The sequence below is a fragment of the Streptomyces sp. NPDC047515 genome, from assembly GCF_040643055.1.
Taxonomy (GTDB): domain Bacteria; phylum Actinomycetota; class Actinomycetes; order Streptomycetales; family Streptomycetaceae; genus Streptomyces.
On the sequence record NZ_JBEYTM010000012.1, the window covers coordinates 95,325 to 117,302 of the forward strand.

The 21,978-nt window shown below is 70.3% G+C and carries 21 protein-coding genes and 4 pseudogenes; 15 read left to right on the forward strand and 10 right to left on the reverse strand.

Going from position 1 to position 21,978, the window contains the following annotated elements; genetic code table 11:
* Positions 1-83: 83 nt before the first annotated feature.
* The 3 genes from ABZ826_RS13195 to ABZ826_RS13205 all read right to left on the reverse strand — a co-directional run bounded on the left by ABZ826_RS13195 (position 84) and on the right by ABZ826_RS13205 (position 2,758).
* Entirely contained in the window at positions 84-752 is a 669-nt protein-coding gene (locus ABZ826_RS13195; RefSeq protein WP_361446499.1) for a hypothetical protein, read from the reverse strand.
* Positions 753-779: 27 nt separating this feature from the next.
* Positions 780-1,283 (reverse strand): helix-turn-helix transcriptional regulator, encoded by a 504-nt coding sequence (locus tag ABZ826_RS13200; RefSeq protein WP_361446501.1) that lies wholly within the window; start codon positions 1,281-1,283, stop codon positions 780-782.
* Between the two features lie 356 nt (positions 1,284-1,639).
* Positions 1,640-2,758 (reverse strand): NAD(P)/FAD-dependent oxidoreductase, encoded by a 1,119-nt coding sequence (locus ABZ826_RS13205; RefSeq protein ID WP_361446503.1) that lies wholly within the window; start codon positions 2,756-2,758, stop codon positions 1,640-1,642.
* A gap of 53 nt (positions 2,759-2,811) precedes the next feature.
* On the opposite strand from ABZ826_RS13205, the gene ABZ826_RS13210 reads away from it, so the two are divergent.
* From ABZ826_RS13210 to ABZ826_RS13225, 4 genes and pseudogenes are all read left to right on the forward strand, one after another.
* Positions 2,812-3,504, forward strand: coding sequence for a TetR/AcrR family transcriptional regulator C-terminal domain-containing protein (locus ABZ826_RS13210; RefSeq protein WP_361446505.1), 693 nt, complete (start codon positions 2,812-2,814; stop codon positions 3,502-3,504).
* 79 nt (positions 3,505-3,583) lie between these two features.
* Complete coding sequence (locus ABZ826_RS13215; RefSeq protein WP_361446507.1) at positions 3,584-4,480, forward strand: TnsA-like heteromeric transposase endonuclease subunit; 897 nt, start codon at positions 3,584-3,586, stop codon at positions 4,478-4,480.
* Positions 4,481-4,575: 95 nt separating this feature from the next.
* On the forward strand, positions 4,576-5,607 hold the full coding sequence (locus ABZ826_RS13220) for a hypothetical protein (protein ID WP_361446509.1): 1,032 nt from the start codon (positions 4,576-4,578) through the stop codon (positions 5,605-5,607).
* Positions 5,608-5,907: 300 nt separating this feature from the next.
* A pseudogene (locus ABZ826_RS13225) lies at positions 5,908-6,177 on the forward strand (Mu transposase C-terminal domain-containing protein); the annotation flags it as partial.
* A 320-nt stretch (positions 6,178-6,497) separates the two neighbouring features.
* Here the strand turns inward: ABZ826_RS13225 and ABZ826_RS13230 are convergent.
* Positions 6,498-6,977 (reverse strand): annotated as a pseudogene (locus ABZ826_RS13230) (class I SAM-dependent methyltransferase); the annotation flags it as partial.
* Positions 6,978-7,084: 107 nt separating this feature from the next.
* Between ABZ826_RS13230 and ABZ826_RS13235 the strand changes: the two are divergent.
* From ABZ826_RS13235 to ABZ826_RS13250, 4 genes are all read left to right on the forward strand, one after another.
* Positions 7,085-7,462, forward strand: a complete 378-nt coding sequence (locus ABZ826_RS13235) for a hypothetical protein (protein WP_361446511.1) — start codon at positions 7,085-7,087, stop codon at positions 7,460-7,462.
* Between the two features lie 197 nt (positions 7,463-7,659).
* The gene (locus ABZ826_RS13240; protein ID WP_361446513.1) at positions 7,660-8,175 is read left to right on the forward strand and encodes a helix-turn-helix transcriptional regulator; all 516 of its coding nucleotides are present in this window, start codon (positions 7,660-7,662) and stop codon (positions 8,173-8,175) included.
* A 10-nt stretch (positions 8,176-8,185) separates the two neighbouring features.
* Positions 8,186-8,602, forward strand: a complete 417-nt coding sequence (locus tag ABZ826_RS13245) for a VOC family protein (RefSeq protein ID WP_361446515.1) — start codon at positions 8,186-8,188, stop codon at positions 8,600-8,602.
* 163 nt (positions 8,603-8,765) lie between these two features.
* Positions 8,766-11,156: an excinuclease ABC subunit UvrA gene (locus tag ABZ826_RS13250; RefSeq protein WP_361446517.1), complete on the forward strand. Its 2,391-nt coding sequence runs from the start codon at positions 8,766-8,768 to the stop codon at positions 11,154-11,156.
* Here ABZ826_RS13250 and ABZ826_RS13255 read toward each other — a convergent pair.
* Together ABZ826_RS13255 and ABZ826_RS13260 are read right to left on the reverse strand one after the other, a co-directional pair.
* A complete protein-coding gene (locus ABZ826_RS13255; protein WP_361446519.1) occupies positions 11,119-12,009 on the reverse strand; it encodes an ankyrin repeat domain-containing protein in 891 nt (296 codons plus the stop codon). The two genes, ABZ826_RS13250 and ABZ826_RS13255, sit on opposite strands and share 38 nt — an antisense overlap.
* A gap of 228 nt (positions 12,010-12,237) precedes the next feature.
* Positions 12,238-12,810, reverse strand: a complete 573-nt coding sequence (locus tag ABZ826_RS13260; protein ID WP_361446521.1) for a class I SAM-dependent methyltransferase — start codon at positions 12,808-12,810, stop codon at positions 12,238-12,240.
* Positions 12,811-13,031: 221 nt separating this feature from the next.
* Here ABZ826_RS13260 and ABZ826_RS13265 point away from each other — a divergent pair, with 221 nt between their 5' ends.
* From ABZ826_RS13265 to ABZ826_RS13290, 6 genes and pseudogenes are all read left to right on the forward strand, one after another.
* Positions 13,032-13,736 carry an alpha/beta hydrolase gene (locus ABZ826_RS13265; protein ID WP_361446523.1) on the forward strand — a complete coding sequence of 235 codons (705 nt, stop codon included), beginning with the start codon at positions 13,032-13,034 and terminating at the stop codon, positions 13,734-13,736.
* 66 nt (positions 13,737-13,802) lie between these two features.
* Positions 13,803-14,717, forward strand: coding sequence for an oxidoreductase (locus tag ABZ826_RS13270; protein WP_361446525.1), 915 nt, complete (start codon positions 13,803-13,805; stop codon positions 14,715-14,717).
* Between the two features lie 142 nt (positions 14,718-14,859).
* On the forward strand, positions 14,860-15,348 hold the full coding sequence (locus ABZ826_RS13275; protein ID WP_361446527.1) for a MarR family transcriptional regulator: 489 nt from the start codon (positions 14,860-14,862) through the stop codon (positions 15,346-15,348).
* A 206-nt stretch (positions 15,349-15,554) separates the two neighbouring features.
* Positions 15,555-17,027, forward strand: coding sequence for an MFS transporter (locus ABZ826_RS13280; RefSeq protein WP_361446529.1), 1,473 nt, complete (start codon positions 15,555-15,557; stop codon positions 17,025-17,027).
* Positions 17,028-17,135: 108 nt separating this feature from the next.
* Positions 17,136-17,249: pseudogene (locus tag ABZ826_RS13285) on the forward strand (PPOX class F420-dependent oxidoreductase); the annotation flags it as partial.
* Between the two features lie 202 nt (positions 17,250-17,451).
* Positions 17,452-17,577, forward strand: a pseudogene (locus ABZ826_RS13290) (DUF2199 domain-containing protein); the annotation flags it as partial.
* 56 nt (positions 17,578-17,633) lie between these two features.
* On the opposite strand, the gene ABZ826_RS13295 reads toward ABZ826_RS13290, so the two are convergent.
* The 4 genes from ABZ826_RS13295 to ABZ826_RS13310 all read right to left on the reverse strand — a co-directional run bounded on the left by ABZ826_RS13295 (position 17,634) and on the right by ABZ826_RS13310 (position 21,388).
* Positions 17,634-18,302, reverse strand: a complete 669-nt coding sequence (locus ABZ826_RS13295) for a TetR family transcriptional regulator (RefSeq protein ID WP_361446531.1) — start codon at positions 18,300-18,302, stop codon at positions 17,634-17,636.
* A gap of 123 nt (positions 18,303-18,425) precedes the next feature.
* Positions 18,426-19,676 carry a GNAT family N-acetyltransferase gene (locus ABZ826_RS13300; protein ID WP_361446533.1) on the reverse strand — a complete coding sequence of 417 codons (1,251 nt, stop codon included), beginning with the start codon at positions 19,674-19,676 and terminating at the stop codon, positions 18,426-18,428.
* Between the two features lie 64 nt (positions 19,677-19,740).
* Complete coding sequence (locus ABZ826_RS13305) at positions 19,741-20,727, reverse strand: asparaginase (protein WP_361446535.1); 987 nt, start codon at positions 20,725-20,727, stop codon at positions 19,741-19,743.
* Positions 20,728-20,773: 46 nt separating this feature from the next.
* Entirely contained in the window at positions 20,774-21,388 is a 615-nt protein-coding gene (locus ABZ826_RS13310; protein ID WP_361446537.1) for an ABC transporter substrate-binding protein, read from the reverse strand.
* A 116-nt stretch (positions 21,389-21,504) separates the two neighbouring features.
* Here ABZ826_RS13310 and dtd point away from each other — a divergent pair, with 116 nt between their 5' ends.
* Positions 21,505-21,954, forward strand: a complete 450-nt coding sequence (dtd, locus tag ABZ826_RS13315; RefSeq protein ID WP_361446539.1) for a D-aminoacyl-tRNA deacylase — start codon at positions 21,505-21,507, stop codon at positions 21,952-21,954.
* Positions 21,955-21,978: the final 24 nt, after the last annotated feature.

Below are 21,978 nucleotides of genomic sequence, written 5' to 3' on the forward strand. Positions count from 1 at the left end.
CAAGGTACCGGGACAACGAGCCGGACACCTCGAAAGGTGCCCGGCTCGTTGTCCCGTACACACCCCGGCGGCGACGCCGGGGCCTACTTCGCGGTCGGCGGAGTGGTCTTCTTCGGGGCGGGCTTGCGCGCGGGCGCCTTCTTGGCGGACGCGGCCGGGGCCTTGCTCTCCGGCTTGACGGCCTTCGGCGCGGGCGAGGCCTTGGCCGGCCCCGGCTTGGCGGTCTGCCCCGGCCTGGTGGTCTGCGCCGGCCCGGCGGTCGGCTCCGTCTTCGTGGTGCCCGTGGGCCTGGACTCCTTGCGCGGCTCGACGACGACGGCGATCTCGACGATCTCGTCGGCCGTCTCGCCACGCCAGTTCCTCACGGTCTGCTCACCGCGCTCGGCGACCTTCTCGTACGTCTCCCGGGCCCGGACCGCATACTCCGCGGCCACGCCCAGACTCCGCAGCGCCAGGTCCTGGGCACTCTCGCCCAGCTTCCGCAGATCGCTGTCGAACGACCCGATCACCTCGGTGACCTTGGCCTGCACGGTGGCCTGCGCCTCCTTGGCCTGCGAGGTCATCTTCTCCTGCACGGCCTTGGGGTCGGCGTTGCGCACGGCCTCGATACGCTCCGGCGCCTCGGCGCGCAGCTGCTCGATCAGCGCCGGGACCTTGCGCGCCTGCTCGACGGCGAGGTCGGCCGTACCGGCGGCGAAGTAGAGGGGGGTCGGGTCGGTGAGGGTCTTGCGCAGGTCATCGGTGATGGCCATGACTGTGGTCCTCCCGGATCATCAGACTCAGTGTGAGGGTTTTGAAGGCTTTGAAGCCGGGTCGGCATCACTGCCGCCGGCCGTACGGTGGCCGTCGGCACCGGGGCGTCCGTCCGCACCAGCACCCGATCCGGACTCGCCGCCGGTCTCCGATCCGGCTTCGACGCCGGATTCCGGTCCGGGCTCGAACCCGTTCTCCTTGCGGAAGGACTCGTAGATCTGCAGCAGAACACTCTTCTGCCGCTCGTTTATGGACGGGTCGGCCAGAATCACCGCCCGCGTCTCCAGCTCCTCCCGCTCCCGCTCATCCAGAATTCCGGCCCGCACGTACAGGGTCTCGGCGGAGATCCGCAGCGCCTTGGCGACCTGCTGCAGCACCTCGGCACTCGGCTTGCGCAGCCCGCGCTCGATCTGGCTGAGGTAGGGATTGGACACCCCGGCGGCATCGGCGAGCTGCCGCAGCGACAGCTGCGCGTTGCGCCGCTGCTCGCGCAGGTACTCACCGAGATTGCCGACGTTGAGGGATGCCATACGTCGATGGTGCGCCACCCTTGCTAACTTTTGCAAGCACCCGCTTGCAAAAGTGCGCCACACCACTCGCACGGAGGGGGTCCGCGTACGCGCCCTTGTCCGTTCCCTGTCTATCTGCGGTTTCCCGCCGAGTCTGCAGAGTGAAGTGAACGGTCCCGGACGACCTGCGCAGCGAGTTGCTTCACCGTCCCGCGAGGAGGATCGGACCAGTGGCGGTAGCGGGTTGAGGGTTGCGCTCGGTGCAGGCGTCCGTGCGTTCGTCTAACGGTGGTTTTGCCGGAAGGGACCGCGGCGGTGCCGTACTGTCCCGTGAAGCCGTGGCGAGCTGTTGGTGCTGGTGCTCTCGCGCTCGGCAGTCAGGATGGCTGGACTTGGTCGAAGAGTGCGAGGGCTTCGGCGGGGTCCGGGCTCACGAGGCGTTCCAGACCGGCCGTCGTGATCTTCGCCCACCTGCCGGCCCGTGCCCACATCTGTTCCTCGAAGGCGCGGACGGTCTCGTCCAGATCTTCAGGGCCGGTGGCGATGGACTCGGCGAGTTCGGCGCCTTCCAGCATCGCGAGGTTCGCGCCCGCCCCCAATGGGGGCATCAGATGGGCGGCGTCGCCCAGTAGCGTCACCCCGAAGACGTGGGTCCAGGAGTGGGACACGGGCAGTACGTAAAGCGGGCGGTGGACGAAAGCAGTGCCGTGGCGGAGGAGGTCGAGGACGGGAGCGGCCCAGCCGTCGAACAGAGTCAGCAGGCTCGATCGCACGGCCTCGACGTCGGCCAGGTCCAGGTTCGTGTGCCAGTCCAGCGGCGCGCGGAACTGGGCGTACACCTTGACGTGGCCGCCGCTGTTGCGCTGGGCGACGAGAGCTCGGTTCACGCCGTACACAGCCACGGAACCGTCGCCGATCAGCCGGGCGAGGTCAGGGTGGCGGGTGTCGACGTCGTCGAGGGAGGTCTCGACATAGGTGACGCCGGTGTAGCGCGGTGTCGCCGACGAGACCGCCGGGCGGATCCGGGACCAGGCGCCGTCCGCGCCGACCACGAGGTCGAACGTCTCCTGCCGCCCGTCCGCGAAGTGGACCAGTACGCCATCCCGGGTCCCCGGCACCACCTGCGTCACGCCCCGACCCCACTGGACGTCGAGAGGGCCGAGCAGCAGGTCACGGAGTTGCCCGCGGTCGATCTCGGGATTGGCCCGGTCATCTGGACGGGGTTGCCAGTCGCGCAGGACGGCTCCGTCCGTGTCCAGGATGCGCATGGCCTGCCCCTCGGGACGGGACAGCGCCTGGAACTCCACCAGCAGCCCCGCCTTGTCCAGCGCGAGCTGGCCCAGCCCTTCGTGCAGGTCAAGGATGCCGCCCGGGGGGCGGGCGTCCCGGGCAGGATCGCGTTCGAGGACGGTGACCGGGTGACCATGACGGTGCAGGACGCGGGCGAAGGTAAGGCCGGCAGGACCGCTCCCGACCACTGCGATGCGATGTCTCATATCGATACACTGTATTGATCGTATACGGTGCAGCGCAACGGTACGGTGTGAGCATGACTGTCTGGGACCGGCCGGAACCGCCGACTCGCCCCGTGCCGCTCGACCGGGAGCGGATTGTCGCCGCCGCCATCGCACTGGCCGACGAGGGCGGGCTGGAGGCGGTGTCGGTGCGCAAGGTCGCGGCCCGCCTGGACGCCGGCCCGATGCGGCTGTACAGATACATCTCCACCAAGGAGGAGCTGTTCGACCTCATGGTGGACGAGGTCCAGGCCGAGATTCTCCCCGAGGAACAGCCCGGTGACTGGCGGGAGGCGCTGCGTATCCTCGCCCATCGCACCAGGCAGGCCGCTCTCCGTCACGAATGGCTGGCCGACCTGCTCGGCGGTCGCCCGACCCTGGGTCCGAACGGCCTCGCCGTGACCGAGGCCACGCTGGCCGCCTTCGACGGCCTCGCCGATGTCGACACCGTCATGCGCGCCGTGGAGACTGTCAGCGCCTACTTCATTGGCTCGATCAGGCGCGAGATCGCGAACCTGCGGGCCGAGCACGCCACGGGCCTGTCCAAGCACGACTGGCAGCGCGCCCACGGCCCGCATGTGACGAGAATACTGGCCACCGGCCGCTTCCCGGCGTTGGCCAAAGCCGTGTACGACGGCACGGACGTGGACGCCGAGACATCCTTCGCAACCGGCCTGGACTGGGTCCTCGACGCCGTGGCCACCAAACTCACCCGGCCGCCGGCGTGACGCTCAGCTCTTGCCGAATGTGAGCGAGGTCGGGGTCGGTGTCCACGGGCCGTGCGGGCCTGTGCCGCCACCATGAATCTTGCCGAAGGCCCCTCGCATCGCCTCAGCAGTTAAGAGTCACGGCCCGGCGACGGGGGATCGCGGCGGACTGTGCAATCACTGGGACGAGGGGTTTGGTCCCATTCAAGCTGCCCAGTCCCTGCAGGTCTGCAAAGTGGCATACATGGGGCTCGGTGTACTGGAGGGGACGAAGGCGTCACAAGTAAACGGCTTCGAGGTCGGCTGGCGGGACGACCATGGTGAACATCTGCTGCCGTTGGCGGATGCGGTCTCGGTGCCGTTCGAGGCCGGGCGGCCGGTCCACAGCTTCCCGTTCTATCGCGGGCAACGGCATTTCCCTGGGTTGTATTGGTCGTCGACGACCGGCGGGCACGTGGGCTTCGAGTCCTGGCTGGAGCGGGATCACGCGATGCTGCTCGACTTCACGCCGGAGGTGATGGGGCTGCTGTCGCAGCCGTTGTGGCTGTTCTGGGAGGACGATCGGGGCAAGCGAATCTCGCACGCTCCGGACTGCTTCGCTCGGTTCGAGGACGGGCGGGGGCTGGTGGTGGACTGCCGCCCGCTGGACCGGATCGACGCACGGTCGGCAGCCAAGTTCGCAGCAGCGCGGGCGGCTTGTGGGGCGGTGGGGTGGGGATACCGCGTCGTCGGCGAGGTCGATCCGGTGCGGATGGTGAACGTCCGCTGGCCGGCGGGATACCGGCATCCACGGCACGGGGCCGATGACGGGCTCGCAGCCCGGTCGCTGGCCCTGTTCTCGATGCCGTCGCGGCTGGTGGCACAGGCTGCGCTGCTCGGTGATCCGATCACGACGTTGCCGACGGTGTTCCACCTGCTCTGGCTGGGACGGCTGACAGCGGATCTGTCGCGCCCCCTGTCGGATGCCACGCTGGTGTCGCGGGCGGAGGCTCGGTGAGCGGACACCCAGGGACACGGGCAGTGTTGAGGGTTGGCGATCGGGTGCGCATGGATGACCGGCTGCACACGGTCGTGGGCCTGTCCGGGACGACAGTGCGGCTCCTCGACGAAACCGGGTCGGCGAGCCCGGTGTTGCTGTCGCATCTACTGGTCTCGGAAGGCTTTGAGCTCATCGGCCAGGGAACCGATCAGGGCCGCATGCCACCGTTCGCGCTGTTGGACATCGTGCCGGAACGGGAAGCCGAGAAAGCGGTGGCCTGGGAACAGCATGTGACCGAGGTGGAGTTCGGCAAGCCGCTGGATGCCGATCCCACATCCCTTCCTCGTCCGGAATACGACCCGGCCCGTCACACGGTGGAGGAACGGGTGGCCGCCAAGGCGGCGGAACTGCGGGCTATCGGCTGGCAGGCGAGTGTGGGGACCGTTCAGCGGATGCGCAGGCGTTACCGCGAGCAGGGTCTGTGGGGCCTGGTCGATCACCGTGCGACTCGTCTGTCCTCACCGACGGGACGGGCCGATGACCGGGTGGTGGCCGCCATCACGGAGATCCTGGCCGCGACGACGAACGAGTCCACTGGCACCCACGGCCGGCTGCGTCGGCGGGTGGAGGCGCTGCTGGCGGAGCGGCATGGGCCGGGCACAGTGGCAATGCCGTCGAAGTCGGCGTTCTACCGGCTCGTCGAGGCGATGAGCGAGGGTACGCACGCCTTCGGCGAGGCCACATCCCGCAGGTCAGCGGCTCGCCGCCCGCCAGGAGCGTTCACCCCTTCCCCGGCCTGCCGACCCGGCGAGATGGTGCGGATCGACACGACACCGCTGGACGTGCTGGTGGTCCTGGAGGACGGGGTGAGCGGACGCCCGGAGCTCACGATCGCCGTCGACGCGGCAACGAGGTCGATCTGCGCTGCGGTGCTGCGACCGGCAGGCACCAAAGCCGTGGACGCCGCGCTGCTGCTGGCCAAGATGCTGGTCCCGGAGCCGCTACGGCCCGGCTGGTCGGACGCGTTGGCGATGTCGACGACGCTGATCCCCCACCGAAGGCTGCTGGACATCGACGCACGCCTGGAGCAAGCAGCCGCCAAGCCGGTGATCGTGCCGGAGACGATCGGCATCGATCACGGCTAGGTGTTCGTCTCCGACACTTTTCTGACCGCCTGTCGGTCGCTGGGCATCTCCGTCCAGCCGTCCCGCCCGGCCACGCCGACTGATAAGGGAATCGTCGAGCGGACGTTTTCCTCGATCAACACGCTGTTCTGCCAGCACATCCCTGGTTACACCGGTTCGAACACGACCCGCCGTGGCGCCGGGGTCGAGGCCGTCTGGACGCTCGCGGAACTCGACGACCTGCTGCAGGAGCGGATCGTGGCCTGCTGGCAGCAGCGACCACACGAAGGACTGCGCAGTCCGTTCCTACCGGGCCGACCGATGTCTCCCAACGACGCATATGCCCTACTGGTCTCCCGCACCGGCTACCTGCCGATACCGCTGAGCGGCCCCGACCACTTGGAGCTGCTGCCGGCACTCTGGCGGTCGGTCAACGACTACGGCATCCGCATCGACCACCGCACCTACAACTGCCCCGGACTGAACCCGCTACGGCGCCGCTCCTCGGGAGTGACCGCCAAAGGCGGGCTCTGGGAAGTCCACTACGACCCCTACGACCTGTCCCAGGTCTGGGTACGTGACGCGCGCACCGGAGAGTGGATCACCGTTCCGTGGACACACCGGCACCTGGTCTCCGCGCCGTTCGCGGACTTCACCTGGCGCCGGGCCCGGGACCTGCTCGCGATGCGAGGCCGGGACGACACCGACCAGGCCGCCGTGGCCGCCGCAGTCGACCAACTGCTGAGTCGGGCGGAAAGCGGGCCGGACCGCCGGATCGCGGCCCGCACCCGCGCCGCCCTGGAACCCCCTCGGCCCGTCGCCGCGCTGCCGCAGGCACCTGCTCCGGAAGACGCCGAGGACGAGACCACCGGCCTTGAGCAGCCATCGAACGTCATCCCGTTCGGCGTCTTCTCCCTGCCCGGCCTGTCAGGAGCGTCGCGTACGTCCTCGACCACGTATCCCTGCGCGGTCAGCTCGGCCTCGACCTCCTGTTGCCCACGGAAACGCAACGTGGAATCCGACGTCAGCACCTGCCCGTCCGCGCCGAATACATACGTCCGGCGGAACGTCACCAGCGGCTCGTCACCTCGATCAACTGCACCCAGCTCTCGACGGCGCCGACGTCCGGGATCTCCGTCACCGTGTACGTAGCCTCACGGTTCCACTCTTCCCAGGCGCGTCTGGCCGGGTCCCGGGTCTCGAAGACCAGATGCCCGCCGGGTCGCAGTGCTTCGTAAGCACCTCACAGGGTCTTCCGCCACGTCTGTGGATCGGCGATGGCCTGGGCAACGTTCGCTGTCGTGGTCACCAGGTCAACCCGCAGCGGCGGGAGCCTCGTCGCATCACCGTAGATCCAGCGCACGCGCGCTGCCCGGCTTGGCGCGCGCCACTGGCGGGCACATGGGGTTCAAGTCATGGCTGGAGCGGGATCACGCGATGCATCCTCCGCATAATCCTTCTCTCAGAAGAGTCAGATTGATAAAACTGGGAGGGCCAATTGAGCTTGATCATTCGTGTCGCCATTCCCGGCGTCACCGTGGAGACCAGGACGGTCGGGGACGACTTGCACATCAACATCAGCCCGGAAGGGGACACAGGCAACGCTGGGACTCAGACGGCTCCCGGTGGGCTCAAGCCGATGATCGAGTCCGGCGACCTGAGAGTCGGCGAAGTTCTCTACTGGTCCCGCCCTCGTCTCGGGGTGCGACACGAGGCGACGGTGCTGCCCAACGGCTGGATGTCGTTCGAAGGCAAGCCCTACCGAACTCCCTCTGGAGCAGCGATGGCCGCAGCCGGGTCGCAGGCTGATGAGTGGACTGCGTGGAGGCGAGAGCGTGACGGCGTGATCACCGGCTCGCTTCGCCAAGCCCAGTAGGCGCAGCGGGTTGGGCTGGTGGGCGATCAGCGATCCAACGGACTCAAAGCTCGGGTTGAGTGAGACAGGCCGACCCGGCCTGTCTCACTCAACCCGAACCACCGCAGGTCACAGCCTCAAACTGACTCGCCTCCATTGAGACGCGTCACGCACCACGACGGAGTCGCACCGCGTGGCGTCCGTGCGATGCTGGACCGGTGACGCTATCGGACCTGGTTCGGCTCCGCCGGGCCCGCGACCTGATGGACCGCGAGTACGCGCAACCGCTCGATGTGCCCGCGCTGGCACGCGTGGCCCACATGTCGCCCGGCCACTTCTCCCGCAGCTTCCGCGCCGCCTTCGGGGAAACGCCGTACAGCTACCTGATGACACGCAGGATCGAGCGGGCCAAGGCCCTGCTGCGGCGCGGCGACCTGTCGGTGACGGAGGTCTGCTTCGCCGTCGGGTGCACGTCGCTGGGGTCGTTCAGCTCGCGGTTCACCGAACTGGTGGGCGAGAGCCCGAGCGCGTACCGGGCGCGCGCGCACGAGCAGGGCGCGGGCATCCCGGCCTGCGTCGCCAAGATCCTCACGCGCCCGGTCAGGAACACGGAACGCGACCGGTCGCAGAAGGCGGACCCGGCCGGAAACACAGAACCGGCCGTGGAGGCGGAACCGGTCGAGAGGGCGGAACCGGTCAGGAACGGAGAAGCGTCGCAGACGGCTCGCCCGTAGCGTGAGGTCCATGGAAATCAAGCTTTCGCAGTGCTTCATCGCCGTCGACGACCACGACAAAGCCCTCGCCTTCTACCGGGACGTGCTCGGATTCGAGGTGCGCAACGACGTCGGGTTCGAGGGGATGCGCTGGGTGACGGTCGGCTCGCCGTCGCAGCCCGACGTGGAGATCGTGCTGGAACCGCCGGCCGCCAACCCCAACGCCTCGCCGGCCGACAAGCAGGCCATGGAGGAACTGCTGGCCAAGGGCATGCTGCGCGGCGTGATCTTCTCGACCGACGACTGCGACGCCGCCTTCGAACGCATCCGGGCCTCGGGCGCCGAGGTGCTCCAGGAGCCGATCGACCAGCCGTACGGGGTGCGCGACTGCGCCTTCCGTGATCCCGCGGGCAACATGCTGCGCTTCGCCCAGCGCCGCAGCCGGTGAGCCCGGCACCGGCCGGACTCCGCAGACCGCACCGGCCGGCGCCGGTCCGCGGTCGGCAGCCGTGCCGGTGCGCACCGGACGTACTGCTCGAAGCCGGTCGGAACGAGCCGGGCGACACCGACGGAAACCGCGAAGGCGGCCCCGCGCAACAGATGGAGACACGATGAGCACCGCCACGCGTACGGACACGCAGTCGCCTGCGCCGAACGTTGCCGACAGCCACGAACTGATCCGCGTGCACGGAGCGCGCGTGAACAACCTCAAGGACGTCAGCGTCGAGATACCGAAGCGCAGGCTGACGGTGTTCACCGGTGTCTCCGGCTCGGGCAAGAGCTCTCTGGTGTTCAACACGATCGCCGCGGAGTCGCAGCGGCTGATCAACGAGACCTACAGCGCCTTCGTGCAGGGATTCATGCCGACGCCGGCGCGGCCCGAGGTCGACGTACTCGAAGGGCTGACGACGGCGATCATCGTCGACCAGCAGCGGATGGGCGCCGATCCGCGCTCCACGGTCGGCACCGCCACCGACGCCAACGCGATGCTGCGCATCCTCTTCAGCCGGCTCGGGAAGCCGCACATCGGCCCGCCCAGCGCGTACTCCTTCAACACCGCCTCGGTCCGGGCGAGCGGTGCGATCACCGTCGAGCGCGGCAACAAGAAGGCGGTGAAGGCGACCTTCAACCGCACCGGCGGCATGTGCACGCGCTGCGAGGGCCGCGGCACGGTCTCCGACATCGACCTCACCCAGCTCTACGACGACTCCAAGTCGCTCGCCGAGGGCGCGTTCACCATCCCCGGCTGGAAGTCGGACAGCTTCTGGACCGTGCGGGTCTACGCCGAATCGGGCTTCCTCGACCCGGACAAGCCGATCCGCGAGTTCACCGAGAAGGAGATGCGGGACTTCCTCCACCGGGAGCCGACCAAGGTGAAGGTCGAGGGTGTGAACCTCACCTACGAGGGTCTGATCCCCAAGATCCAGAAGTCGATGCTGTCCAAGGACAAGGAGGCGCTGCAGCCGCACATCCGCGCGTTCGTGGAGCGGGCGGTCACCTTCACCACCTGCCCCGAGTGCGACGGCACCCGACTCAGCGAGGGGGCCCGGTCGTCGAAGATCAAGCGGCTCAGCATCGCCGACGCCTGCGCGATGGAGATCCGCGACCTGGCCGCATGGGTGCGCGGCGTCGAGGAGCCGTCGGTGGCTCCGCTGCTCACCGCACTGCAGCAGACCCTCGACTCGTTCGTGGAGATCGGCCTCGGCTACCTCGCGCTCGACCGGCCGTCGGGCACGCTGTCGGGCGGCGAGGCGCAGCGCGTCAAGATGATCCGCCACCTCGGCTCCTCGCTCACCGATACGACGTATGTCTTCGACGAGCCCACCACGGGCCTGCACCCCCATGACATCAGCCGGATGAACGACCTGCTCCTGCGCCTGCGGGACAAGGGCAACACGGTGCTCGTCGTGGAGCACAAGCCGCAGACGATCGCGATCGCCGACCATGTCGTCGACCTCGGCCCCGGCGCCGGTTCGGCAGGCGGCACCGTCTGCTTCGAGGGCACGGTCGAGGGACTGCGGGCCGGCGGCACCGTCACCGGCCGCCACTTCGACGACCGGGCCGCGGTCAAGGAGACGGTGCGCAAGCCCTCCGGGGCGCTGGAGATCCGCGGCGCCACCTCCCACAACCTGCAGAACGTCGACGTCGACATCCCGCTCGGGGTGCTCTGCGTGGTCACCGGCGTCGCGGGCTCCGGCAAGAGCTCGCTCGTGCACGGGTCGATACCCGCCGGCGAGGGCGTGGTCTCGGTCGACCAGGGAGCCATCAAGGGATCGCGACGCAGCAACCCGGCGACGTACACCGGACTGCTCGACCCGATCCGCAAGGCGTTCGCGAAGGTCAACGGCGTGAAGCCGGCGCTGTTCAGCGCCAACTCCGAGGGCGCCTGCCCCACGTGCAACGGCGTCGGCGTCGTCTACACCGATCTGGCGATGATGGCGGGCGTCGCCATCCCCTGTGAGGAGTGCGAGGGGAAGCGGTTCCAGGCATCGGTCCTCGAATACCACCTCGGCGGCCGTGACATCAGCGAGGTGCTCGCGATGTCGGTGTCCGAGGCGGAGGAGTTCTTCGGCGAGGGCGAGGCACGCACGCCGGCCGCGCACAGGATCCTGCAGCGGCTCGCCGACGTCGGGCTCGGCTACCTCAGCCTCGGCCAGCCGCTGACCACGCTGTCCGGCGGCGAGCGGCAGCGGCTCAAGCTGGCCACGCACATGGCCGAGAAGGGCGGCGTCTACGTCCTCGACGAGCCGACCACCGGCCTCCACCTCGCCGACGTCGAGCAGCTCCTCGGCCTGCTCGACCGGCTCGTCGACTCCGGCAAGTCGGTCGTCGTCGTCGAGCACCACCCGGCGGTCATGGCGCATGCCGACTGGATCATCGACCTCGGCCCCGGCGCCGGCCACGACGGCGGCAAGATCGTCTTCGAGGGCAGCCCCGCCGACCTCGTCGCCGCCCGCTCCACGCTCACCGGCGAACACCTCGCGGCCTACGTCGGCAGCTGACCGAGGGCTCGCGGACACCGTGGGACGAGTTCTCCCGGCTGTTCCGGTGACGCCGCCGCGCGCTGAGCCGCCTCCCGAGGACCTCGGTGTCCGTCTCCTCGACCGCCCAGACGGCCAGGAGCTCGCCCTCCTCCTTCACGTAGTAGTCGGGGCCGTAGCAGAGAATCGCCCTGGTCCACAGGTAGCGGGCCAGAACCCGGCGGTGGACGGGGTCGGGGTGACGGCGCAGGGCCATCACGGCCGACCAGGTCTCGTTGCTTCGCCGCTGAGCGAGGACGTGGTGGACCGCCGACCAGTTCACGTGATCCTCGTCGGGCTGCTCGACACAGCGGGCAACCAGTTCGTCGACGGGTGCGAGTATGCGGAAGGCCCACTCCAGCAAGGTCAGGACGGCACCGTGGCCGGCCCGTACGACGAGTCCGCCGAGCGAGAGCTGATCGACGTGGTCGTACAGGTAGTCGTCGTTGACGCGCACCACCGCGGCGGGGCCCGGCGCGCGGGTCCTGCGCCGCAGTTCCTCGGCCGCGCCCGTCTCGTACCAGCCCCGCGCCGGGGCGAGCAGCCGTTCACGGGCGGCCTCCGAAAGCCGCATGCGGGGCTCGTTCCCCAGCACCGCCGAGACGACCGCCGGGGAGCCGCCGTCGACGGCGCGCCACAGTGGCGTGGTCCCGTCCGGCAGTTGCCGGACGGGGTCCGCACCGCCCTCCACCAGGGCCTCGGCGACCGGCCCGTCGTACGCGGCCACGGCCGCACACAGCACCGGCAGCCCGTGCGCGCCCACCGCGTCCGGATTCGCGCCCTCTCGCAGCAGGGACCGCACCGAGTCGGCCTCCCCCGCTCGCACCGCTGACACGAGCCGACCGTCGAGTCCACCCTCGTCCATGCTTCCGCCCCCACCCTGTTCCCCAGGACGGCGTCGGGCCCGTACCCGTCCGAGAAGGACGGCCGGTCCCGAGTCGCCGCCATTTCCTTGGCACTGCGCCTCGCCGACGCCTCGCTGGACGCCTGGCATCGCGGTCGGTCACCGGTGACGTGCTGATGCGGGCACCCGCGCCCGGCACGCTCCGGACGAGAGGCTCCATCAGAGGCGGCGTGCCGCAACAACCGCTGAACTGGCCGGTGTGGTGAGTACTTCAGTGGCGTCCAGGTCTGGATGAGTGAGGTAGAACATGCGGAGCTCGTCCACTTCGCCGCCGAAACGAGGCGGCCAGTCGGGCGAGGGGGTGAAGTCGTCCAGGACGAGAAGGCCACCGGGAGCAAGCTGCTCGACGACGCCCTGGGGGTCGTCGCGCTTGCCACCGCCGTCGCAGAAGAAGACGTCGAACGGGCCATGCCGCTCAAGCAGCCGCCAGTCCCCGGTGAGAACGCTGACACGCTCGTCGTCCGCGAAGACACCGGCCGCTCGACCGGCCAGCTCCTCGTCCCGCTCCACGGTGACCAGGCGCGCCCCGGCGCCGAGGCCACTGTGCAGCCAGGCGGTGCCCACGCCCGAGCCGGTGCCGCTCTCGGCAATGATTCCGTGCGGTTTCGCAGCGGCGGCCAGCCTGAGCAACCTCCCCACTTCAGGGATGCAGCTCTTCATGAATCCCGCCTCGGAGGCGACACGCTCCGCCGCCGCCACGCGAGGCGGAACCTCACGTTCTGCCATGATCACGCTCCCTTTCACCGTTTCACCGTTTCACCGTGAACATGACGCTATCCGCCGACAGAGGCGTCCGTGCGGAGTTCGCCCGTCCGGACCCGGCGGACCTTCCCGGTCGAAGCACCGACGAGCCCGCCCGAGGCGGTACGCGGCACGTCACCACCGGCCGCACGTCGGTCGGCGCTTGTTCGAAAACGGAGCGAGCGGTGGCGCCCCCGCGCTAGGTTGCCGCCATGGCTGAATTCGTACTGGTGGCGGGCGCATGGCTCGGATCGTGGGCGTGGGACGAGGTGGTGTCCGAGTTGCGCGCGGCCGGGCACGGCACGCATCCGGTGACGCTGTCCGGTCTCGCGGAGAGACGGGGTGTGCGGGCAGGGCAGCAGACCCACGTCCGGGACATCGTCGACGAGGTGGAACGCCACGATCTCCACGATGTCGTCCTGGTCGGCCACAGCTACTCGGGCATCCCGGTCGGTCAGGCCGCCGAACGGATCGGTGACCGGCTGGCCCGCGTGGTCTTCGTCGACTCCGAGATTCCGGTCGACGGCGAGTCGTTCGCCTCCGGCTGGTGGAACGGCCCGGCGGCGCTGGAGGCCACGATCGCGGGCAACGCCGGTTTCTGGGCGCCGCTCACGGCCGCCGACTGCGAGGGCCAGGGCCTCACCGACGAGCAGATCGCCCGCTTCGTGGGCGGCTCGACTCCGCACCCGGGCGCCACGCTGACCGAGCCCGCCGTACTGGCACGTCCGCTCGGCGAGCTTCCGGCGACGTACATCAAGTGCCTGCTCGACGGCGACGAACCGAAGGACGTCGTGGCCAAGCTGCTGGCCACCGAAGAGCACTGGGAGCTGGTGGAGATGGACACCGGCCACTGGCCGATGTTCTCCCAGCCGCACGAGCTGGCGCAGATCCTGCACCGGTCGGCCGCGAGGTCCTGAGCCCCGGCGCGCGAGCTCGAAAAATGAATGTGCGGATCCGGCCCTGAGACGGTCATGCTGCCCCGCATGACCTTCTCATCGAGCAACTCAGATCCGGATGCGGCCTCGCCCTCTTCCCCGGTCCCCGGCCCCGGCACCTTCGAACTGGGCGGCACCGTCACCGTCCCGCGCCTCGGTTTCGGGGCGATGCAGCTGCCGGGGCGGTGGAGCGGGCCCGCCGGCAACACGGCGAACGCCGTGGCCGTGGCCCGCCGAGCCGTCGAGCTCGGGGCGCGGCACATCGACACCGCCGCCTTCTACTTCTCCGACACCCACCGCGCCAACGATCTCCTGCGCGAAGCGCTGCATCCGTACCCGGCGGACGTCACCATCGCCACCAAGGTCGGCCCGCTGCGGGACGAGACGGGTGAGATGTACGCGGAGGCCCGCCCCGATCAGCTGCGCGCGGAGGTGGAACGGAATCTTGAGGACCTCGGGGTCGACACCCTCGACCTGGTGAACCTGCGGGTGGGGCGGCTGGGTTCGGGGATCGCCGAGTCGCTCGGCGAGCGGTTCGCCGTGCTGGCCGCGCTGCGCGAGGAAGGGCTGATCCGGCAGCTCGGCGTCAGCAATGTGACGGCCGGACAGCTCGCGGAGGCCCGCTCGATCGCGCCGGTCGTCGCCGTGCAGAACCGGTTCAGCGTGCTCGATCAGACGGACGCGGCGCTCGTCGACGAGTGTGCGGACGCCGGTATCGCGTACATGCCGTTCTTCGCGCTGGGCGGCGGGCACACCGAGCTCGCCGCCGAGAACCTCCGGAAGGTCGCGGAACGGCACGGTGCGACGGCGCACCAGGTCGCCATCGCGTGGGGGCTGGCCCGCTCGCCCTCGATCGTCCAGATCCCCGGTACCGCTTCGCTCGCCCACCTCGAAGAGAACATGGCCGCCGGCCGACTGACCCTCGACGAGGACGACATGGCGCTGCTCGGGCGTCGCGAGTAGCCGTACCGGGAGGGGCCGGGGGCCGAGCCCCCGGCCCGAGGCCGATATGCCGTGAACCCGAGGCCGGAACGGCGCGGGGACGGACACCAGAACGTCCAGTTGCGGACTATCCGCCACAGTCCGAATTGTTACGCTGGGGCGCATGACCGCCATGGCCCCCACCCGCACCGCACCGGACCTCTCCTACCTCCTGGACCACACGAGCCACGTCCTGCGGACACAGATGTCGGCGGCGCTCGCCGAGATCGGTCTCACAGCACGCATGCACTGCGTACTGGTGCACGCCCTGGAGGAGGAACGCACCCAGATCCAGCTCGCCGAGATCGGCGACATGGACAAGACCACGATGGTCGTGACCGTGGACGCCCTGGAGAGCGCGGGTCTCGCCGAACGCCGGCCGTCGAGCCGGGACCGGCGGGCCCGGATCATCGCCGTGACCGAGAAGGGCGCCCGGCTCGCCGAGCGGAGTCAGCAGATCGTCGACCGCGTACACGACGACGCACTGGAGAGCCTCCCCGCCGACGATCGGAAGGTCCTGCTGCGGGCCCTGGGCCAGTTGGCCGGTGCCCATCTGGCCACCCCGACGGAAGGCCCCGCGAGCGCCCGCCGGGCACGCCAGAGCAAGAAGTAACCCGCGACAACCGGCCCCGAACCGAACTCCGGACCCAAGCGACCCGCACCGAACCGCCCGGACCCGAGCAAGCGCACCGGAGCAGCCGGGCGCGAGCAACCGCACCGAAGGGGCCGGACGCGAGCAAGCAAGCCCGAAACAAATAATCTGCAACAAAACCATCTGCTACGGTCTCTCTTGTCGATCCCGTCCGACAGGAGAGCCCGATGTCTGCCCCCGCCGCCTCCGCCCCTCCTACGCCCGGTCCCGCTCCTCGTTCCGCACCCGCACCCGTCTCGCCGGCCTCGCGCCGGATCGCTCTGGGCGTCATCGCGACCGGTCTGCTGATGACCGTCCTCGACGGCTCGATCGTGACCGTGGCGATGCCCGCCATCCAGGACGACCTGGGCTTCTCGCCAGCCGGTCTCAGCTGGGTCGTCAACGCCTACCTGATCGCGTTCGGCAGCCTGCTGCTGCTCGCCGGACGGCTCGGCGATCTCATCGGCCGCAGGCACATGTTCGTGGCGGGCACCGCCGTCTTCACCGCGGCCTCGCTCCTCGCCGGGGTCGCCGCCTCCCCCGGTGTCCTGATCGCCGCCCGTTTCCTGCAGGGCGTCGGCAGTGCCATGGCCTCCGCCGTGGGTCTCGGCATTCTCGTCACCCTCTTCACCGAGCCCGGTGAACGCGCCAGGGCCATCGCCCTGTTCAGCTTCACCGGCGCGGCAGGGGCGTCGATCGGCCAGGTACTCGGCGGCGTACTCACCGACGGCCTCAGCTGGCACTGGATCTTCTTCATCAACCTGCCGATCGGGCTCGCGGCTCTCCTCGTCGCCGTACGCGTGCTGCCCGCCGACCGCGGCGAGGGCCGGGCCGCCGGAGCCGATGTCATCGGCGCGCTCCTCGTGACCGCCGGGCTGATGCTGGGCATCTACACCGTCGTCGAGGTCGAGAAGGACGGCTGGATGTCGGCGCCCACCCTGGGACTCGGCTCGCTCACCCTCGTACTGCTCACCGCGTTCGTCGTCCGCCAGGCCACCGCCCGCACCCCGCTCATGCCGTTGCGGATCCTGCGCTCGCGGAGCGTGTCGGGGGCCAATCTGGTCCAGGTCCTCATGGTGGCCGCGCTGTACTCGTTCCAGGTCCTGGTCGCCCTCTACCTCCAGAACGTCCTGGGGTACGGCGCCGCCGCGACCGGTCTCGCCATGCTCCCGGCGGCGGTCGTCATCGGGGCCGTGTCACTGGGCGTCTCGGCCCGGCTGAGCGCACGGTTCGGCGACCGGAACGTACTGCTGGCCGGGCTCGTCCTGCTGATCGGAGTCCTCGGCCTGCTCACCCGCGTCCCGGTGCACGCGCATTACGTCACCGATCTGCTTCCCGTGATGCTGCTCGCCGCCGGCTTCGGGCTGGCGCTTCCCGCACTGACCGCGCTCGGCATGTCGGGGGCGGGGGACGGCGATGCCGGGCTCGCCTCGGGGCTGTTCAACACCACGCAGCAGATCGGCATGGCCATCGGCGTCGCGGTGCTGTCCACGCTGGCGGCCACCCGTACCGACACGCTGCTCGCGGACGGTCTCGGCCGGGCCGAGGCGCTGACCGGGGGCTACCACCTGGCATTCACGGTCGGCACGGGGCTCCTGGTGGCCGCGTTCGGCCTCGCTTTCGTGGTGCTGCGGCGGCCTGGGCGTACGCCGACGGCCTGAGCCCCCCGCACACACGGACCAGCCACACGACCCGAGCCCCCGGGCCGTGCGCACGAACCACCACGCGCACGAACCGCCACATCCGTGAACCACCCGGGCTTCGAGGATCCGGCGGAGGAAGCGGCCTTCCTGAAGCAGGTCGTCGCGGACCGGCGCGTGGTGATCCGGCTCCGGGCCACCAGGCTGTACGGAACGGCGCTGGACATACCGTCCGAGAGCTGACCGCGTCGGCGCCTGCGGTCGCCTCCCGGATCCGCCGCGGGCCCGGTCCCGGATCCGCCGCGGGCACGGTCCCGGATCCGCCGCGGGCACGGCTGCGCGCCGCGGCCCGCGGGTGCACGCAACGGGAACAGACCTCGCAGACCCGCCACCGCCGGTACGACAGGCTCTAGGATCCCGCCCATGGCTAACGACCCCGCGCCGCCGCCCCCGCATCGAGCTGGAGCCCACCGACCATCCGCTCGCCGTGGAACAGCGCACCGGCATCACGCGTGACCGGGTGCGGGAGATCGCGGAAGCCGTGCTGCACGGCGAGGACGTCCACGCCTGAGCGCCACCGCCGGACACACCCGCGGCTGCGGACCGCACCTCGACCGCCACTCCTGCCTACCACGCGTCCCCGAGTCCCGACCGCAGCTGCACGAAGGCGAGTTCGGCGGCCTCGACCGCACTCCCGTACGTCTGGTCCGCGCTATCCCCCGCATCCATCCGCCGCCAGTTCTCCAGGGCCAGGATGCGCAGCACCGCGATGATCTGACCCGCGGCCAGCCTGTCCCGCACCCGGTCGCCCAGCGCACGCGCGAGCGCCGCCTCCGAGCGTCCCTGGTAGCCGTACAGGCGGGCCACCAGGGACGGCGTCCCGTACAGCAGCCGCTGGAACGCCAGCACCTGCGGAACGTCGCAGAGGCCGGTCACCGGGTCGCGCCGCTCCAGGCCGTCCAGGAAATGGCGGTGCAGGGCCTGAAGCGGGGACTCGTCCTCCCCGCGGGCGGCGACCACACGGGCCGCCTCGTCCTCGTGGTCGGCGAACCGGTGCAGGACCAGGTCCTCCTTGGCCGGGAAGTACCGGAAAAGCGTCGGCTTGGAGATGTCCGCGGCAGCCGCCACTTCCGCCACCGAGACCTTGTCGAAGCCCCGCTCCAGAAACATCGTGATCGCGGCTTCGGAGACCGCCTGGTACGTCAGCTGCTTCTTCCGCTCACGCAGGCTCATAGGCGCGTACGGCGCACGGCCCGCCTGAGCCGCCGATTCCGGTCCGGGCTTCTCTCCGCTCATGAACGAGAAGCGTACGCCTTGACCTCAACCGGACTTGACGTCCGAGAGCGGCCCCGCGCCCTCCCTCCTCGGTCCCGCGCCCGTGCCTCCGCCAGGGGATCGATCCTGTCCAGCACCCACGTCTCAGAAGACGTCCGGGCACCAGGGCCGCCGCGCCGTTCGGAACATTCCCTCCGCCCGTGCCACCGCACCCGGCGTGAGTTCATCGATGCGGCCCAGGGCCGCCAGTCGGAGCGGCGACTCGTCGCCCAGGTAGAGCGTCCCCAACTCCCGTATGTCCAGGGCGATATCGGCGCCGGCCGTGGTGGGGACGCAGGTCGCGCCGGACCCCGAGGCGTCCAGGCGGTAGCGGCCGGTGGTCAGGCCCGTGCCGTCGTGGATGTCCAGGGTCAGCGCGCCGGGTACCGCGTAGGTGCGGGCCTCCAGGGCGCGTACGACGTCCAGGACGCGTACCCACAGCCAGTCCGCCTGGGTCACGATGCGAGCAGCGCGCGGGTCCGGGAGGAGGAGGGGCAGCAGGTCGTCGGGGGCCCGGTGGCCGGTGCGGACCGTGGTGATCCAGTCGATCGAGCACACGAAGTGCCACAGCGCGCGCTCCGCGGCCGGGGTGACAGCGATCTGCCCGAGCACCGTGGCCCGGTTGAGCGGCTGCTTGGCGTCGCCCCAGTGGTCGTCGGCGCGGTAGACGATCAGGCCGTCGGCCTCGCCGTCCGCGTTGGTGTAGAGCGCGTAGAAGGGTTCCGTCCAGGTCCCGGGCCCGGTCAGGCCCTCGCCGGTGTTCACCTCCCACCAGCGGGTGTCGCGGTTGACCGCACCGTGCTGCCGGGCGCGCAGCCGGTCGTGGAGGGACGGGCCCAGCTTGCGCACGTCCGCGCCGGTCACCAGGTCGATCCGGCCGCCGTCCGACGCGGAGGGACCCGACCAGCGCGGATCGAGGCCCGCCCTCGGTACGTCGATCTCCCACTCGGTCGTCCACGTCGCCGGGCCGAAGCCGTAACGGCCGTAGATAGGGTATTCGGCGGCGATCAGGGTGGCGACCACGTCGCCGCGTTCCTTCGCCGCCGCCAGGTCCGCGGCCATCATCCGGCTGAGCAGCCCCCGGCGTCGGTGCGTGGGCGACACCGTCACGTTGGAGATCGCGTCGGCCGGCACCGCGGCACCGCCGACGACGGTGAGTTCCTGCGCGAACGAACGGAACGTGGCCACGCATCGCCCGCCGTCGAACGCGCCCTGCGTACGGGTCAGGTCGGTGTGCGGGAGGCGACCGGCGGCCTCCTGATCCGTCGCTATCGGCGGTCGGAGGAAGCCGGTGTGCTTCGCGCGCAGCCAGCCGGGAAACTCGGATTCGGTGATCGTACGGACCTCGGGACGCATGCGCCCCACGGTAGGCATCCGGTCCACGGCTTGTCGCCCGGATTTCCGCCGCCTCGGATTCCGGTCAGAACGCGGCCCTGACCTCGCCGACCTCGCCACCGCCGCCCAGCAGCGGCGCGTGCCCGATCCGGGAGACCACCGGGGCGTCGACGCCGAGCAGGCGCAGCGACCGGGCCAGCACCGGGCCCAGCGCCCGCGTCGCACCGTCGTCGATCTTGAAGGCCAGCGCCCGGCCGTCCGCCAGGGCCACCGCCTGTACCGCCTCCGCGCCCATCTTGGAGAGCGCGCCCGGCACCTCCCGCATCAGCCAGGTGTCGGGGCGGCGCGTTCCCGCCACGTACTCGGGGTGGGCCCGCATCGCGTCCCCGACCCGGCGCTCCGCCGTCCCGGGATCCGCCGTCACGAACGAGCGGAAGGCCCGCGCCAGTCCCACCAGGCTGATCGCCATCAGCGGCGCTCCGCACCCGTCCGTACCGACCGCCGTGACGGGCTCGCCGGCCGCCTCCTCCACCACCTGGTGCACCAGCCGCTGGAGCGGGTGCGACGGGTCGAGGTAGGACGCCCGGTCCCAGCCGTTCACCGCGCACGCGGCGAGCATGGCCGCGTGCTTGCCGGAGCAGTTCATGGTGATCCGCTCCCGGACGTGGCCCGCGGCGAGATACGTCTCCGCCTCCGCCGGGTCCAGCGGCAGATCGGGCGGGGTCTGCAGATCGCCGGGCGTCAGTCCGTGCTCGGCGAGCATCGCGCTCACGAGTTCGAGGTGGAAGCCCTCGCCCGAGTGGCTCGCGGCGGCCAGCGCCAGCCGCTCCCCGGACAGATCGAGCCCGGCCCGCAGCACGGCCGCGGCCTGCATCGGCTTGTTGGAGGAGCGCGGGAAGACCGGCGCCGTCGGGTCGCCGAGTGCCCTCTCCACACTGCCGTCGGCTGCCAGCACGACCAGGGAACCCCGGTGACGGCCCTCCACGAAGCCGGACCGTACGACCTCGGCCAGCACGGGGAGCAACTCGGGGGACAGGGCGGAGGGGGCGACAGCGGGGGCGCTGGAGGTCATGGTGGCCTTCCGGGAACGAGCGGAACCCGCTCCCGGAAGGGTCGCCTCAGGCGAGCAGGTCGTCTACTTGTGCTTCACCATCACGGTACCTGCGGGCGATCTCTGCACTGCAATCGTCCGCGGTGCGTTGCAGCTGGTGACGGCGCCGGGAGACCTGCTGCTCGTAGCGGACCAGGCGCCCCATCGCGGCGTGCAGCTCCTCGTCCGTACGGGCGTCGAGGTCGGAGAGTTCGACCTCGGCCAGCGTCTCGGCCGCCAGCCGGCGGTACTCGTCGCTGCGCGGCGTGGTGAGCGTGACGTGCCGGGCGGAGGAGCGGTGCTGGGACGGGGTGTCGGCGAGGATCTCCGAGAGCCGGTCCACCACCGGTGTCTCCGGATCCAGCCGCCGGGCCAGCTCGGCCCGCAGGATGTCGATCCGCCCCTGGACCAGCCGCCGCACATAGCTGAGGTCGGCCTCGTCGCGCTGCGAGTCGCGGCGCAGTGTGCGCAGCTCCGGCAGTCGCAGGCCGCCCAGCTCCGGCTGCGGTCCCGTGGACGGGCCGTCCACGGGACCGTGACCGGTTCGCTGGACAGGTGGGCGCATGGTGCTGGTACTGGTACTGGTGCCGGTACGCGCGACCGGCACGGCGCCGGGGGACTGCCCGGTTCCATGGGTACTCATGCTTGTGTCCATCCCCTCGACCGGTGCGTCGGCACACCGCCTTCCCAGCATGGTGCCACTCCAGTGGGCCTGTGTGGATGCTCTGTACCCGTTCAGCCCAAGATAGGTTGGTCTGTATGCGTGCAGTGGTACAGAGGGTGGACGGTGCGAGCGTCACGGTGACCGACGGTGCGGGCGCGTCGGGCGGACCCGAGGTGGTCGGCGAAATCATCGGCGAAGGACTGTGTGTGCTGGTGGGAGTCACCCACGGGGACACCGCGGAGAAGGCGGCCCAGCTCGCCCGCAAGCTCTGGTCGGTCCGCATCCTGGAGGGCGAGAAGTCCTGCTCCGATGTGAATGCACCACTTCTGGTGATTTCGCAGTTCACTCTCTACGGGGACGCCCGGAAGGGGCGCAGGCCCACCTGGAACGCCGCCGCGCCCGGCGAGGTCGCCGAACCGCTGGTCGACGAGGTGGTGGCGCAGCTGCGGGCGCTGGGAGCGCGGGTGGAGACGGGCCGGTTCGGAGCGGACATGCGGGTCTCGCTCACGAACCACGGCCCGTTCACCGTCATCGTCGAGGTCTGAGAGCCTGGTCCCGGTCCGGACGCA